The organism is Flavobacterium stagni (assembly GCF_004122105.1).
Taxonomy (GTDB): domain Bacteria; phylum Bacteroidota; class Bacteroidia; order Flavobacteriales; family Flavobacteriaceae; genus Flavobacterium; species Flavobacterium stagni.
Genome location: NZ_SBKN01000001.1, coordinates 806,228 through 822,698, shown reverse-complemented (window position 1 = coordinate 822,698; position 16,471 = coordinate 806,228). Strand labels below are relative to the sequence as shown.

The window sequence follows — 16,471 nt, the reverse complement described above, 5'->3', positions numbered from 1 at the left end:
CCCATTGACTATGAAAAAAATACAAACAATTTTAGCAGCACCAAAAGCTTTACTAGGTATGGCTTTGCTGGGGTTACTCCTGACCGGATGTAACGAAGACAATCCATCATTAGGCAGTTTACCTAATGCCGATTTTACAACAAATGCATCACCATCAAATCCCAATTCCATTAATTTAAAAAATACCTCTTCATCCGTTGGGGTAGCTTATTGGGAAGTTCCTGCTTTGAATTTAGGTTCAAGCGACTTAAAGGGGGATAATGTAACGGTGAACTTCACATTTGCTGGCACCTATCAAGTAAAAATGATGTTAGCCGCTCAAGGAGGAATTACGACTGTAACCAAGACTGTAACCATTGCTCAAAATGACCCCAATGCTTGTAACGGTACTGTAATCGGCTTTTTAACCGGTTGTGGTACAAAAACATGGAAATTAAATCCGGCACCAAACGCCATGTGGGTAAGTCAGTGGGCTGGTGGAGATGGAAGCTGGTGGGCCAGTGGTGCACAAGAAGTAATCGACCGTCCTTGTATGTTTAATGATGAATACAAATTCACATTTAACGCAGGTGGTGATTTTGTATTCGATGACAAAGGGGACTTTTACTCCGATGGTTATTTAGGAAATTCTCCCGGATATACTTGTCAACCTAGTTCAAACTACACGGCTGCACAAGCACCTTGGGGAAGTGGTAACTTTAATTTTATTGTTATTCCAACAGGAGGTCACTATGGTTTAGGTCAAATTAAATTACTTGGCTTAGGTGCACATATTGGTATCCAAAAAGCAATCAATGACAATGAAACACCAAACGGTGCAACAGCAACATCCATTACTTATGATGTAAAAAGTATGCAGCATGTAACTGATCCTGCTGGAGACTACGATTTGTTAACTGTAACTATGCATTACGGATCGTGGAGCTCTACTGAAGGTTGGTGGACATTTACTTTAAGATCGTATTAAAATGACACAGTCCGCCTCATCGGAGACCTTGGGGCGGACTTTTTAAATTAAAGCTATGAAACAACTGATTGCCTTATTTTCTTTTTTCCTTCTTATTTCCTGTAGTTCTGATAGCGGAGATGGAGGAAACAACGGAAGCACCACGCCTTCCAACATTCAAATACAAGTGACTAAAATTGGTGCAACCGCCGCATTACCCAATGGTGATGGCAGTGGTGATGTAACAATTACCGTATCTGCAACCAATGCAACGGATTATAAAATTGCTATAAACGGCCAAATATTAAATGCCGCAAATGGTATTTTTCAATATTCTTTTACTTCCCTAGGAACGAATACGTATCCCGTAGTAGCATCAGCTTACAACGGTACTAATTTCATATCAACCAGCGTAGATGTTACGGTTTTAGTGACACCCACATTGGTGTGGTCTGATGAATTTAATACTAATGGAGCGCCTGATTCTAATAAATGGGGGTATGACATCGGTGCAGGTGGTTGGGGTAATAATGAATCCCAATATTATACATCACGCCCTGAAAATGTAATTGTTGAAGGTGGCTTTTTAAAAATTAAAACCCTAAGAGAGAATTATTTAGGTAGTCCATTCACCTCAGCACGTATCAAAACACAAGACAAATACAGCCTGAAATATGGTCGCGTGGAAATGCGCGCCAAACTTCCTGCTGGTGGTGGGACATGGCCCGCCTTTTGGATGTTAGGAAATTCCATCGGAAGTTTAGGATGGCCCGCTTGTGGCGAAATCGACATCATGGAGCATGTGGGGAATAATCTTAATCGAATTTACGGTACCCTTCACCATCCGAACCATTCAGGAGGAAATGCAGACGGAGGAAGTGTAGTCATTTCAAATGCAACTACGGATTTCCATGTCTATGCCACAGAATGGACCGCCTCAACAATCAAGTTTTATGTAGACGATCAGCTCTACTATACTTTTAATAACAGTGCCTCACTACCTTTTAATAACAATTTCTTTATCATCTTGAATTGTGCTGTGGGTGGAAATTTTGGAGGTACCATTGACCCTAATTTTAACGCTTCGACTTACGAAGTAGATTATATACGAGTTTTTCAGTAATATTTTGTTTAAGTTAGTTTTACTGCACATAGCTTCTGCACCCCAATGCAGAAGCTGTGGCAGAAACGTAAGATGAAAAAAATTAGTTTTCTCCTTATTTTCTTTTCCTTGTGGGGAAATAGCCAAACGCTCAATGTCATGACATACAACATTCGATTGGATGTTGCTTCTGACGGACTAAATGCATGGAATTACCGCAAAGATTTTATGGGCGAACAAATTCGTAATGCCAATCCAGATATTATTGGTTTTCAAGAAGCTCTACCCCATCAAGTTGATGATCTGGCGGAACGTCTTCCTAATTATCAGAGATCAGGTATCGGCCGTGAAAGTAACGGAACAGGAGAAGCTAGCTGCATTTTCTTTAACCAATCAAAATTTCAATTGGAAAAAGAAGCTACTTTTTGGCTTTCAGAAACCCCAAATATAGTTTCCAAAGGTTGGGATGCCGCCTGTAATCGGGTGTGTTCGTATGTACTCTTAAAAGACGTAAAAACGCAAAAATCATTTTGGGTTTTCAACACCCACTTAGATCATATGGGTGAAATGGCTAGAGATAACGGAATCCAACTCATTTTAAAAACCATAGCCGAACAAAATACGCAAGACCTTCCCGTGCTATTTATGGGGGACTTGAATACGTTGCCCTCGTCAAACCGAATTGCCGAAGTTAAAAAACACCTCAACGATTCCTATGACATCAATCCAAAATTAAAATCAGGTCCAGAATCCACCTTTAACGGATTCAAATACAACTATAACCCTCAAGAGCGCATCGATTACATCTTTGTGTCTCCAAAAAAATGTACTATTAAACAGTATTCAGTCTTGGTAACGGAACATGAAAAACGCTTTCCTTCAGACCATTTCCCTGTTTGGATACAAATTGAATTAAACCAATGAAACGCGCTCTATTTTTTGCAAGTTTACTTGCTACTTGTACCCTACTCTCCTGTGCTTGCTCACAATCCTCCTCAGATTCAGGAAACGGAAATCCAGTGACTCCAACTACCAACGAAGTGGATCTGTGGTTAACCAAAGCCGATGGCTCTAAAAAATTAGAAAAACAAGTCACTGCACTTGCATTTGACACCCAATACAATCAATACAATACCCTCGAAATTAATTCAAATCAAACGTACCAAACCATCGATGGCTTCGGATATACGTTAACGGGAGGAAGTGTCGAACTCATCAACCAACTCAGCGCTACTAAAAAACAAGAGTTGTTACAAGAATTATTTGGTTCCGGCGCTAATGGAATTGGAATTAGTTATTTACGAATAAGTATCGGTGCATCCGACTTAAGTAGCTCAGTATTTTCGTATGACGATTTACCCGTAGGTCAAACCGATGTAAACCTTACTCAGTTTAGTCTAGCACAAGACAATGCGCTTATCCAACTTTTACAAACCATTAGAACGATTAATCCAACCATCAAAATTCTTGGATCGCCTTGGTCGCCACCCGTTTGGATGAAAGACAATGGCAGTTCTGTTGGAGGCAGTCTCCTTCCACAATATTATAGTGTTTACGCACAATATTTTGTGAAGTATATCCAACAAATGAAACAAAATAACATCCCTATTGATGCGATTACCATTCAAAATGAACCCTTACATCCAGGAAACAATCCTAGTCTATATATGACAGCTGCGCAACAAGCTGATTTTATTAAAAACCACTTAGGACCTGCTTTTCAAACAGCTGGAATTACCACCAAAATTATTTGTTACGACCACAATTGTGACAAACCCGAATACCCTCTAGAAATATTAAACGATGCTGCCGCTCGCCCTTTTGTTGATGGATCAGCGTTCCATTTATACGCAGGCGACATCAGCGCCTTAGGGTCAGTCCATAATGCCTACCCAACAAAAAATGTCTATTTCACCGAACAATGGACAGGATCTACAGGTTCTTTTGACGGCGATCTCCGTTGGCACCTTCGCAACGTAATCATCGGCTCAATGCGCAATTGGAGTAAAATTGCCCTAGAATGGAACTTAGCCAATGACCCCAACTACAACCCGCATACTCCAGGTGGATGTACACAATGCAAAGGCGCCTTAACTTTATCTGGGTCGGAAAATATTACACGCAATGTTGCCTATTATATCATAGCACATGCCTCAAAATTTATACCTACCGGTTCGCAACGCATCGCTTCCAATCAAGTGGGTGGCGTTTTTAACGTTGCTTTCAAAACACCACAAGGAAAAATTGTCCTTGTTGCTGTTAATGACGGCTCAAACTCTGAAACATTCAATATTAAATACAACGGAAAATGGGTCACTGTCAGCCTCACCCCCGGGGATGTCGCCACCTATATTTTCTAAATCATGTTCCCATGAAAAAGTCAATTGTTATCCTTGCGTCAGTACTATCATTCGTTACTTCTGCGCAAACAAAAAAATCAAAACAAACTCCTGCCTTTTCTACAAAAGACAGAACCATCACTATAGTTACTACTGCCGATAGCACGCAATTGAAACTAACTACAACAGGTACCGCTACTTTCCGTGAATTGCGCCAACCCGTAGAACGTCAAACGTGTGTTTTTGTGCAACCGCAACATCAATTTCAATCGTTCATGGGCATAGGCGGTGCAATCACAGATGCTAGTGCTGAAGTTTTTGCCCAACTTCCTAAAGAAAAACAAAACGAATTTCTAACCGCCTATTTTTCGAAAACCAACGGCATCGGATATTCTATTATTCGAACAAACATGAACAGTTGCGACTTTAGTTCTGATTCTTACACTTACATCCAAGAAGGTGACGCCGCACTCAAAACGTTCGATATCACTCACGATAAAAAATACAAACTTCCGCTGATCAAGCAAGCAATGGGAATGATTGGCAATCAGGCGACTTTTTATATCAGTCCCTGGTCGCCACCCGCTTTTATGAAAGACAACAAAGACATGCTTCACGGCGGAAAATTACTTCCAGAATTTCGTCAATCTTGGGCTAATTATTATGTTAAATACATCAACGCACTTGAAAAAGAAGGATTGCCAATCTGGGGTCTGTCCATACAAAACGAACCCATGGCGACTCAAATTTGGGAGTCGTGTCTATTTTCTGCAGAAGAAGAACGCGATTTTTTAAAATATTATTTGGGGCCAACACTCCAAAAAGCCGGACTTAGCTCTAAAAAAATAATTGCTTGGGACCACAACCGCGATCTTATGGTGCAACGAGCGACCACAATTCTCGACGATCCCGAAGCTGCAAAATACGTTTGGGGCATTGGTTTCCATTGGTACGAAACCTGGAGCGGTGGCCAACCCATGTTTGATAATGTAAAAGCTGTCCATGAATTGTATCCCCATAAAAACCTAATCTTTACCGAAGGGTGCAAAGAAAAATTTGATGCGGCCAACTACCAATTATGGCGCAATGGGGAAATCTACGGCGAATCCATGATCAACGATTTCAATAACGGAACCGTCGCTTGGACGGATTGGAACATTCTATTGGATCAGTTTGGCGGACCCAATCATGTGAAAAACTTTTGCTTCGCTCCCGTTCACGCCGATCTTTCGACCAATCAAATCATTTATACCCCAGCTTATTATATCATCGGTCATTTTTCTAAATTCATTGAAAAAAAGGCCCGACGCATAAGTAGCGTGGCTAGCCGAAGTAATTTGTTAACGACTTCATTCCTTAATCCCAACGGGAAAATGGTTACCGTGGTGCTTAATAAAAGCAACCAACCGGTAGAATACCAATTGTGCATCGGTACAACTGCGGCAACAATTGCCATTCCAGCACGCGCCATTCAAACGTTGATGTATTAATTTTTGGAGCAAACGTTCTAGTATTTAAACACCTATCTTCCCGCTTTCCCCTTTAGTCCCTTCGGGAGCTATCGGGTCAATCGGGGCTAATAAACACGCTGAGTTTTTCAAATCAACCGACTCACCGCGCATTAAACATCACGCATGAAACTTAAATTCCTATTTGCTTTTAGTAGCACATTACTTTTCTCCATCACTACCGTTTTTGGTCAAGGATTCTTGCACCAAGACGGGCAACGTATCGTCGATGGAAAAGGGAATAATGTACTGTTGCGCGGTCTCGGCCTCGGTGGCTGGATGCTGCAAGAAGGATATATGCTTAAAACCGCTGATTTTGCCGGACCCCAATTTGCTATCCGTCAAAAATTAGTGGAAGTTCTTGGGGAAGAAGCCACAGCTCAATGGTACCAAACCTTTCGTAACAATGGCGTAACCAAACGCGATGTCGATTCCCTAGCCCATTGGGGTTTTAACTCGATCCGACTTCCAATGCACTATAACCTTTTTACACTTCCTATAGAAAAAGAACCCGTTCTCGGGGAACAAACATGGCTCGAAGAAGGATTTCAACGAACCGATAATCTCCTTCGCTGGTGTGCCGCTAATAAAATCTATCTCATACTTGATTTACACGGCGCACCCGGCGGACAAGGAAATGATGCCAATATTTCGGATTACGACACCACTAAACCCGCGCTTTGGCAAGCACAAGCCAATCAAGATAAAATGATTGCACTTTGGAAAAAAATAGCCGAACGTTATCGCAACGAACCCTGGATTGGCGGCTATGACATCATTAACGAACCCAATTGGAACTTTACGGGAACGAATAAAAATGGATGCGACGAAACCCAAAACGGTCCGTTGCGCGAACTCATGAAACGCACTACGGAAGCCATTCGCAGTGTCGACACCAATCACCTCATCATTATTGAAGGAAATTGTTGGGGTAATAATTACGACGGTATTTTTCCCTTATGGGACAAAAATATGGCACTGAGTTTTCACAAATACTGGAACCATAATAATGTTCAAAGCATCCAAAAAATGTTGGATTACCGCACGCAATACAATGTTCCTATTTGGTTGGGGGAAAGTGGAGAAAACTCCAACGTTTGGTTTCGTGATGCGATCAAACTTATGGAAACCCATAACATCGGTTGGGCATTTTGGCCCATGAAGAAAATTGAAAACATTGCGGGTATCACTTCGGTGACAACCAATACTGGTTACCAAAACTTGCTCGAATATTGGAACGGCAAAGCGTCTAAACCAAGCCCCGAATCAGCTCAAAATGATTTGAACGAAATCGTCAACAATTATCGCTTGGAAAATGTCACCATTCGCTATGATGTTTTGGATGCCATGTTCCGTCAAGTGCAATCGGATAAGAGTATTCCTTTTAAAAACCATACTATTCCCGGAACCATCCAAGCCGAAGATTACGATTTAGGTCCGATAAATACCGCCTATTACGATACGGTTTCTGGGAACTATTGGGTGTCTGATAACCAACGGAACGATTGGAATTCTGGCGATAGTTACCGCAATGATGGCGTGGATATTAGTTCCTTTACTGAAAATAACAAAACCGTGTATGCCATAACCCATACTGAAGCCAAAGAATGGGTACAATATACTGCGGCTGTTCAATTTTCAGATACCTATAACGTAAAAGTTAATTATTCAATTACGAATAATGATGGTCAAATCCATTTTGAAGATGCTGAAGGAAATCGCATTTCGCCTTCCCTGCAATTATCATCAAATGCAACTACTCCAAAGTGGCAAACACAAACATCGACGATAACCTTAAAAAAAGGAATGCAAAAAATACGACTAGTCATCGAAAACGGAAATTGTGCCCTTAATGAAATCACCTTCGAAAGAAGAAAAAAATAAAAACTATGAATAAAAGCATCTTAAGCCTCGGACTTTTATTGGTAAATATTGCCATCGGTCAAAAAACCACCGAACAAAAAATTGACGATTTATTGCTCAAAATGACCTTAGAGGAAAAAATCGGTCAGTTGAATCAATATACCAATGATGCCAATCCAACCGGGCCTTTGGTTATTAATCCTAACAAAGAAAAAGAAATCAAAGAAGGGAAATTGGGTTCCATGCTTAATGTTATGGGCGCAGATCGCACGCGAAAATACCAAGAGTTGGCCATGCAGTCGCGCTTGAAGATTCCCCTACTTTTTGGCCTAGATGTGATTCACGGCTATAAAATTACCTTTCCCCTACCGTTAGCAGAGGCAGCGAGTTGGGATTTGCCTTTGATTGAACAATCCGCCCGAATTGCTGCTACTGAAGCAGCGGCAAGTGGGGTGCATTGGACCTTTGCTCCTATGGTGGATATTGCTCGTGATCCCCGTTGGGGCCGCGTAATGGAAGGCGCTGGAGAAGATACATTTTTGGGTTCAAAAATTGCCTATGCTCGGGTCAAAGGTTTTCAAGGAAATAAACTAGGGGACTTAAATTCGGTAATGGCTTGTGCTAAACACTTTGTAGGTTATGGTGCCGCTGTGGGTGGCCGGGATTACAACTCGGTCGACATGAGCAACCGTATGTTGTGGGAAACCTATCTACCACCATTTAAAGCGAGTGTAGATGCTGGTGTGGCCACGTTCATGAATTCGTTTAACGATTTAAACGGAATTCCGGCTACCGCCAATGCTTATATTCAACGTGATATTTTAAAAGGCAAATGGAAATACGATGGATTCATCGTTTCCGATTGGGGTTCCATTGGAGAGATGGTCGCTCACGGATATGCCAAAGACAATAAAGAAGCCGCTGAAAAAGCCATTTTAGCGGGCAATGATATGGATATGGAAAGTAATGCTTACCGGTATCATTTAGCCGAACTCGTGAAAGAAGGAAAAGTACCGATGTCCATTGTGGATGAAGCGGTACGTCGTATTCTTCGTAAAAAGTTTGAATTGGGATTGTTTGACAACCCTTATCGATTCAGTGATGCCAAGCGACAAGAAAAAGCATTAAATAATCCCGAACACGCGAAAGTAGCGCGAGAAATCGCTGCAAAAAGTATTGTTTTATTGAAAAATGAACAAAATGTTTTACCGTTATCAAAAGACACCAAAACCATTGCTTTTATCGGTCCGATGGTCAAACCCAAACGCAATAATCATGGGTTTTGGTCCATTGATTTGAAAGATGTGGATTCGACCTATATCGTTTCGCAATGGGAAGGTTTGGAGCGAAAAGTAGGTAAAAACACCAAATTATTATATGCTAAAGGTTGTGATATTGAAGGAAATAACCGTTCTGGTTTTGAAGAAGCCATCGCTATTGCCAAACAATCGGATGTAGTGATTGTAAGTATTGGAGAACGCCATGACATGAGTGGTGAAGCCAAGAGTCGCAGCAACATTCATTTACCTGGCATTCAAGAGGAATTCATTCAAGAATTACAAAAAACAGGCAAACCCATTGTGGTTTTGATTAATGCCGGACGACCTTTGATTTTCAATTGGATTGCCGACAATATGCCTACGATTGTGTATACGTGGTGGTTGGGTTCAGAGGCCGGAAATGCCATTGCCGATGTCTTATTTGGCGATTACAATCCATCAGGTAAATTACCGATGACCTTCCCGAGAGACGAAGGACAGATTCCGTTGTACTACAACCATTTTAGTACGGGACGTCCTTCCAAAGATGACAACGACAAAATCTATAAATCGGCGTATATTGATTTACCCAACTCTGCAAAATTTCCTTTTGGTTTCGGTTTAAGTTATACAACATTCACCTACAACGATCTTAAATTATCAGCACCATCACTTACATCTAAAGGGTCAATTACCGTGAGCTTTACACTGACCAATTCTGGCAAATATGCCGGTGAAGAAGTAGTACAATTGTATTTGAAAGATCCCTTTGCATCTGTCGTTCGCCCAATTAAAGAATTGAAAGGATTCCAAAAGGTTAAGTTAAATCCGGGTGAGCAAAAAACGATTACGTTTACTGTGGACAATGAACTCCTTTCGTTTTACAATGATCAATTGGAATGGGTTTCCGAACCGGGTGCTTTTGAGTTAATGTTAGGAAGTTCTTCTGAGGATATCCGTTTACACGCTACTTTTGAATTGGTTAAATAAATTTATTATGAAAAAAATAATCGTCTCACTTTTCATGCTGTCCCAAATCAGTTGGGGCCAACAAAAAGAAAGAAAATTGGTTTGGGAAGAAAACTTTGAAGGTACCCAACTCAATACTGTGGTATGGAATTACGAATTGGGAGATGGTTGTCCCAATGTGTGCGGCTGGGGAAATAATGAACGAGAGATTTACACCCAAACCAATCATCTAGTTAAAGATGGCTATTTAACGATAGAAGCGCGTAAAGAAGGAAATAAATATACTTCGACGCGAATTACAACGGCAGGAAAAAAGGAATTCCAATACGGTCGTATTGAAGCCCGTGCCAAACTTCCCGTTGGGCAAGGCATTTGGCCGGCCTTTTGGATGTTGGGCGCCAACATTGGAAAAGTGGGATGGCCACTTTGTGGGGAAATTGACATCTTAGAATATGTCGGTAAAAATCCGCATCAAGTATATACTACGTTGCATACTACGGCCAATCATGGAGATCATGCGAGTAGTAAGGTTACTGAATTTCCAACCATAGAAGAGGGATTTCATACCTATGCAGTAGAATGGGACGCCACGAAGATTGAGTTTTTTGTGGACAATCAATCTGTATATGTGTTTGCTCCCAAAGAACGCACACCCGAAGTCTGGCCTTTTGATCAGCAGTTTTTTATACTTGTGAATATGGCGGTGGGGGGCAACTTTGGCGGACCTGAAGTCGATGATACAATATTTCCGCAACGCTATGTAATTGACTACATTCGAGTCTATCAATAAAATAGAAACCGTTCTTGAAAGAGCGGTTTTTTTATAATAGGTTATGATTTGTGCAGTTTCGCGCGAGGGGTAGCAGTGGAAAGCCTGCAGACGACGCAGGAGGAGGCAGCTTGTAACGGATAACCCGACCCGGTGGCAGCCGCTAGGCCAGACCGGGACGCGCCCAAAAAAAGAAATAAAAAAAACCTCTCGTTGTGAGAGGTTTTGTACCCGGAGTGGGAATCGAACCCACACTCCTAAGAACACGAGTTTGAGTCGTGCGCGTCTACCAATTCCGCCATCCGGGCATGGATTTTAGTGTTTTGTGGGTGCAAATGTAATCAAAATTTAAAATAAACAATAAAAAAATACTTAAAAATATCCTTCCCTAGTCGAATTTAATTCCTAAATTTGCACCTCGAATTGCACAACACACACTAACTGACTACTAAACAACAAATTAAAAGCAATGTCACATCAAGAACCGGAAGCAAAGATATTTGCTTGTTCCCAAAGTGTACACCTTGCGGAGCAAATCGCCAAAAATTATGGCGTGCCGCTAGGTAAAGTTACGTTCTCAAAATTTAGCGACGGCGAGTTTCAACCGTCTTTCGAAGAATCCATTCGTGGATTACGCGTTTTTATTGTTTGTTCGACTTTCCCGTCGGCAGACAATTTAATGGAGTTGTTATTAATGATTGATGCGGCTAAACGCGCATCAGCCCGACACATTACTCCGGTAATCCCCTATTTTGGCTACGCAAGACAAGACCGTAAAGACAAACCGAGAGTTCCGATAGGGGCAAAATTAATTGCCAAACTATTAGAAACGGCAGGAGCTACGCGAATCATGACCATGGATTTACATGCGGATCAGATTCAAGGCTTTTTCGAAAAACCAGTAGATCACTTATTTGCATCTACCATTTTCTTGCCGTATGTACAAAGTTTGAACCTAGAAAATCTCACCATTGCATCACCCGACATGGGCGGTTCGAAAAGAGCGTATGCTTATTCGAAATTTTTGACCTCGGATGTTGTGGTATGTTATAAGCAACGTAAAGCGGCTAACGTAATTGAAACGATGGAGTTGATTGGGGATGTAAGAGGTCGCAATGTGATTTTGGTAGACGACATGATCGATACCGGAGGAACATTGGCCAAAGCCGCTGATTTGATGATTGAACGTGGTGCTTTGAGTGTTCGCGCAATTTGTACTCATGCCATTCTTTCGGGAGAGGCGTATGAAAAAATTGAAAATTCGCAATTAAGTGAATTGATAGTTACCGATTCTATTCCGCTTAAAAAGGAATCGGCGAAAATAAAAGTGGTAAGTTGTGCACCGTTATTTGCAGAAGTAATGCATATGGTACAGCATAACAATTCCATCAGCGGAAAATTTTTAATGTAAATAATTAATTAATTTATATAATGAAGTCAATTTCAATCAAAGGATCTGAAAGAGAAAGCGTAGGCAAAAAGGCAACGAAGGCCGTACGTGATGCTGGAATGGTTCCTTGCGTAATCTACGGAGGAGAACAACCAGTACACTTTCAAGCAGAAAGCAAAGCTTTCAAAAGTTTAGTTTACACTCCAGATGCGCACACAGTTGCGGTTGATTTAGGAGGAAAAGTGTATAACGTAATCTTACAAGATATCCAGTTTCACCCGGTATCTGATGCGATTTTACACATCGATTTCTACCAATTAAACGATGAGAAAGAAATCGTTATGGAAGTTCCAGTTAAAATTACAGGAACTTCTCCAGGGGTACTTTTAGGAGGTGTTTTGAACTTAAACTTACGTCGTTTAAAAGTAAAAGCATTACCGAAAAACCTTCCTGATTATGTATATGCTGATATTTCAGAATTACAAATGGGTAACAAATTGTACGTTACTAAATTAGGTAACGAAAACTACAAATTAATGCACCCAGACAATACAGTAGTGTGTCAAGTGAAGATTTCACGTGCTGCAATGAAAGCCGCTCAAGAAGCTGCAAAAGCAGAAAAGGCAGCTGCAAAAGGAAAGAAAAAATAATCTTTTCAACTTATACAAAGAAAGCATCGGAGTTTCCGGTGCTTTTTTTTTGAATAGAAATTAGTTTTTAAAGTACTTTTGTGCCCATGAATTGGTTTCATCAATTATTTCGCTCGACTACAACTCAAGAAAAAACAGATCCCATGAAAAAATACCTCATTATAGGGTTAGGTAATATTGGTGCCGAATATGTGAATACGCGCCACAATATAGGTTTCAAAATAGTTGATTTCTTAGCAAAAAAAGAAGGGGTGAGTTTTCAAACGGCCAAATTGGGCGACTTAGCCGAATTCAAAATCAAAGGCCGCACCGTATTGCTTTTAAAACCCAACACCTACATGAATTTAAGCGGCAAAGCAGTTAAATATTGGATGGATAAGGAAAATATCGCCAAGGAGAATATTTTGGTGATTACCGACGATCTAAACTTGTCCTTTGGCACCCTTCGTATTAAAGCCAAAGGAAGTGATGGCGGGCATAACGGACTAAAAAACATTCAGCTTTTATTGAATACTACTGAATATCCGCGCTTTCGATTTGGCATCAGTGATCAATTTAAAAAAGGGCAACAAGTGGATTATGTTTTGGGCGAATGGAATGAAGAAGAACAAGCCAAATTACCCGAAAGATACGAGACAAGTGCTGCGGCAATACATTCATTCGTACTTGCCGGACTTGCTAACACAATGAATGAATATAACGGAAAATAAAATCATACTTATTGAATAAAAAAAGCTCCCAAATTGGGAGCTTTTCTGTTTTATAGTAAGAAGAATTACTTAATTACAATCTTTCTAACTTCTTTCTTAGAACCGTCTTTTACTGTAACTAGATAAACTCCAGCTTCAACAGCACCTAAATTTAATGACTCATCAAAAATACCATTGTTTGTATACGCTTTGTTGTATACTTCTCTTCCACGAATATCGTGAACCGTTACATTGATATCGTTAGATGCAGGATTAAATTTAACATTGAAAATACCATTGTTTGGATTCGGGTAAACAACAAATCCGTCTAGGTTATAGGTATCATTGTTCAATTGAACTACGGCTGTACACACTTCAATACCCCAGCTGTTTAAAGTTCCTGTATCTGTATTGTAAAAGTCAGCTGCATATAACGTCCAGTTTCCATTTGCTGCTAAATTATTAAATGCAGACAAAGGACTAGAAGGCGCATAGGTACCTGTCATGTTTGCCACACAAGTAAATGCTGGCGATCCGTCACTTAAGGTTACGTTGAAATTGTCATTAGAACCACATGCTCTGTTCCAAACATTTACAAAAGTAGTTGTGTTAGGGTGAACCAATTGGAACACTAAGTCGTTTGGATACGTATGTGATACATTCAAACTTACATTCACATCAGAAATGTTACCTGTAGCAGGTACATTAATCACACTGTTTACTGCTGCACCTTGTGTATTTGCACCTAATCCATCAGGGATAGCTACTGGAGTAGTATTGGTATACGTTGCACAAGTTGTAGTAATGGTATAACCTACTGAGAAATCTGTACTATTTACGTTAAAGAAAATATTATTACTCGCTTTAACCATTAAACGACAATAAACTGCTGGAGTGGTTGGCATAACTACGTCTGCAGTACCGTCATTTGGCGTAGCTGCTAATAAGGTTGTCCAAGTAGCTCCATTATCTGTAGTAATCAAGATGTCAACATTTGCACCACCAGTAATCGTATCTGTACTGTTCACAGCCCAAGTTACGGTTTGTGTTGAACCAACAGTATACGAAATACCACTGGTATTTTGTGAAGTTACCGTTAATGGACCTTTATTTCCATCTACAGTAATAGTAGCATTAGCTGTTCCTGTTTGAGCCACTTTTGTATTTGCAACATACGTTGCATTATCACGAACAGTTAATCTGAAATTCAATGTACGAGCTACAGAACTTAAAGCTTCTACCACAATGTTTCCAGTTCCAGTAGTAGTTTGACCACCATTAAACACAGTAGGTAAAACAGGACAATAACGAACTGGTGAGGTTGAAGGCGAATAAGAAATCCAGTTTGGACCTCCTGCTTTCGTTGGTGAAGCCACACTGTTTGCTGCAGTATAAGACCCCGCTGAATCAACATTTACTTGTTCCCAGCTATAGGTTAAAGCATCTCCATCAGCATCTGCACCCGAACCAATCAACATAAAAGGAGTACTTTTTGGAATGGTAAAGTTTCCGCCTGCATTAGCTGTTGGAGTAGCATTAACTCCAGCTAATGGAGAAGAAACGGGACAAGTTTTTGTATTTAAATTGTTTTGAATTTGAGAAATTGACAAAACATGGTAGGTGTCAATCGAGTGCATTGCAGCATTATAATTAGTAATACCTGCATACCCCATAATTGTAATACCAGAACCAACCTCAACATTATAACCCGAACCTTCATTGGCATGGGTAAAAGTATGGTTAGCTCCTAATTGGTGCCCAACTTCGTGAACAACATAATCTATATCATACGTATCTCCTTCTGGAACTCCATCACCAGGGGAGGTATATCCACTACCTTTGTTTTTATCCGTAGTACTTGCTGTATCATCTGTACAAACACATCCAATACAACCTGCATTACCTCCACCACCTGAAGCACCAAACAAGTGACCTATATCGTAAGCGGCATTATTTGCTGCCAATGTAGTTCCTGTACCGGTTAAATTACCACTTAACGTATTTTGTAATTCTGTATTCCAAGCACCTCCAGCTCCTGTTCCAGCAGCTGAATAAGGATCGGTTGCCGCATTGTAATAAATTACGTTAGTTGACTGAGCTACAATGTTTAAATGCACTCCTAAATCTTTCTCGTAACAACCGTTTGCACGTGTTAAAGTAGCATTAAAGGCTGCTAAAACTAAATTTACTTGTGCAGCACTTGTAGCACCAAAATAGTTGGAATATTCAGCTGTACAAGATTGTGCCAAACGCATCGTTTTTAAAACACCATTGCTTGCTAAAGCAACATTTCCTGTATTGCGATTATTTGGCGCAGCAATTCCACCGAATTCATCATTTACATCACATTTCCATGCCATAGCTTGACCATTGTTACTCTTGTTGTAAACAACATAAGTACTTCCATCAGCAGAAAAAGGCTCCATAAATTCACTTGTAGTACCGGCTCTGAAAACCACAGTTTTAATTCCTTGTGGAGCAATACTCAACTTTAAGTAAGCCGATGGATCAACAGTACTTTTACCAGAAAAAGCGCGGATTTCAGGAAATTGTGCTTGTAATTCAGCGTCAAAGTTGGAAGCTTCATTCACAATAAAATCTTCCAATTTACCTTGAGAATTAGGTAAAGTAATTACACAGGTTGCCCCAGGTTGGTCAACAACTGTAAACAATTTTGATTTAATTTGGTTGAAGTTCAAAGTATACAAATCATACTGCGTAGGAAATGTACTTCTGAACGTTCCTTTGGCTCTTTCAATATCTGCACGCTTTTCAGCAGGAGACCAATATCTACCTGTTTGTGCATTGGCAGTAGCCAAACCCAAGAAAATTACAGAAAGTAGTAAACTTTTTTTCATTTTAATTAGATTGGTTATAATAGCTAACAAATATATAAGTTTTTTGCTGAAATTTTGTTAATTCAGCCCATTTGTAAATACATTAGTTTTTAATTCTAAAAATACCCTACCTTTGGAGCCATCGTTTTG

General features: G+C 40.3%; 12 protein-coding genes and 1 tRNA gene. 11 read left to right on the top strand and 2 right to left on the bottom strand.

The genetic code is table 11. The features are described from left to right. Positions 1-10 precede the first annotated feature (10 nt). The 8 genes from EQG61_RS03585 (at position 11) to EQG61_RS03550 (ending at position 10,776) form a co-directional block, all read left to right on the top strand. A complete protein-coding gene (locus EQG61_RS03585; protein WP_129460517.1) occupies positions 11-967 on the top strand; it encodes a hypothetical protein in 957 nt (318 codons plus the stop codon). 55 nt (positions 968-1,022) lie between these two features. After that, positions 1,023-2,069, top strand: coding sequence for a glycoside hydrolase family 16 protein (locus EQG61_RS03580; protein WP_129460516.1), 1,047 nt, complete (start codon positions 1,023-1,025; stop codon positions 2,067-2,069). Positions 2,070-2,207: 138 nt separating this feature from the next. After that, on the top strand, positions 2,208-2,972 hold the full coding sequence (locus EQG61_RS03575; protein WP_235829019.1) for an endonuclease/exonuclease/phosphatase family protein: 765 nt from the start codon (positions 2,208-2,210) through the stop codon (positions 2,970-2,972). Then, positions 2,969-4,408: a glycoside hydrolase family 30 protein gene (locus tag EQG61_RS03570; RefSeq protein ID WP_129460514.1), complete on the top strand. Its 1,440-nt coding sequence runs from the start codon at positions 2,969-2,971 to the stop codon at positions 4,406-4,408. Before EQG61_RS03575 ends, EQG61_RS03570 begins: the two co-directional genes overlap by 4 nt. Positions 4,409-4,419: 11 nt before the next feature. Then, a complete protein-coding gene (locus tag EQG61_RS03565; RefSeq protein ID WP_129460513.1) occupies positions 4,420-5,877 on the top strand; it encodes a glycoside hydrolase family 30 protein in 1,458 nt (485 codons plus the stop codon). Between the two features lie 144 nt (positions 5,878-6,021). Continuing rightward, a complete protein-coding gene (locus tag EQG61_RS03560) occupies positions 6,022-7,779 on the top strand; it encodes a cellulase family glycosylhydrolase (RefSeq protein WP_129460512.1) in 1,758 nt (585 codons plus the stop codon). Positions 7,780-7,784: 5 nt separating this feature from the next. Next, complete coding sequence (bglX, locus tag EQG61_RS03555; RefSeq protein WP_129460511.1) at positions 7,785-10,007, top strand: beta-glucosidase BglX; 2,223 nt, start codon at positions 7,785-7,787, stop codon at positions 10,005-10,007. Positions 10,008-10,014: 7 nt separating this feature from the next. After that, on the top strand, positions 10,015-10,776 hold the full coding sequence (locus tag EQG61_RS03550) for a glycoside hydrolase family 16 protein (protein WP_129460510.1): 762 nt from the start codon (positions 10,015-10,017) through the stop codon (positions 10,774-10,776). A gap of 207 nt (positions 10,777-10,983) precedes the next feature. Here the strand turns inward: EQG61_RS03550 and EQG61_RS03545 are convergent. Then, positions 10,984-11,063 (bottom strand) — tRNA-Leu (locus tag EQG61_RS03545). Between the two features lie 161 nt (positions 11,064-11,224). Here EQG61_RS03545 and EQG61_RS03540 point away from each other — a divergent pair. The 3 genes from EQG61_RS03540 to pth all read left to right on the top strand — a co-directional run bounded on the left by EQG61_RS03540 (position 11,225) and on the right by pth (position 13,505). Further along, the gene (locus EQG61_RS03540; RefSeq protein ID WP_129460509.1) at positions 11,225-12,166 is read left to right on the top strand and encodes a ribose-phosphate pyrophosphokinase; all 942 of its coding nucleotides are present in this window, start codon (positions 11,225-11,227) and stop codon (positions 12,164-12,166) included. 20 nt (positions 12,167-12,186) lie between these two features. Continuing rightward, a complete protein-coding gene (locus tag EQG61_RS03535) occupies positions 12,187-12,795 on the top strand; it encodes a 50S ribosomal protein L25/general stress protein Ctc (RefSeq protein WP_129460508.1) in 609 nt (202 codons plus the stop codon). A 143-nt stretch (positions 12,796-12,938) separates the two neighbouring features. Beyond that, on the top strand, positions 12,939-13,505 hold the full coding sequence (gene pth / locus EQG61_RS03530; protein ID WP_235829018.1) for an aminoacyl-tRNA hydrolase: 567 nt from the start codon (positions 12,939-12,941) through the stop codon (positions 13,503-13,505). A gap of 65 nt (positions 13,506-13,570) precedes the next feature. On the opposite strand, the gene EQG61_RS03525 is transcribed toward pth, so the two are convergent. After that, positions 13,571-16,342, bottom strand: a complete 2,772-nt coding sequence (locus tag EQG61_RS03525) for a zinc-dependent metalloprotease (protein ID WP_129460506.1) — start codon at positions 16,340-16,342, stop codon at positions 13,571-13,573. Positions 16,343-16,471: the final 129 nt, after the last annotated feature.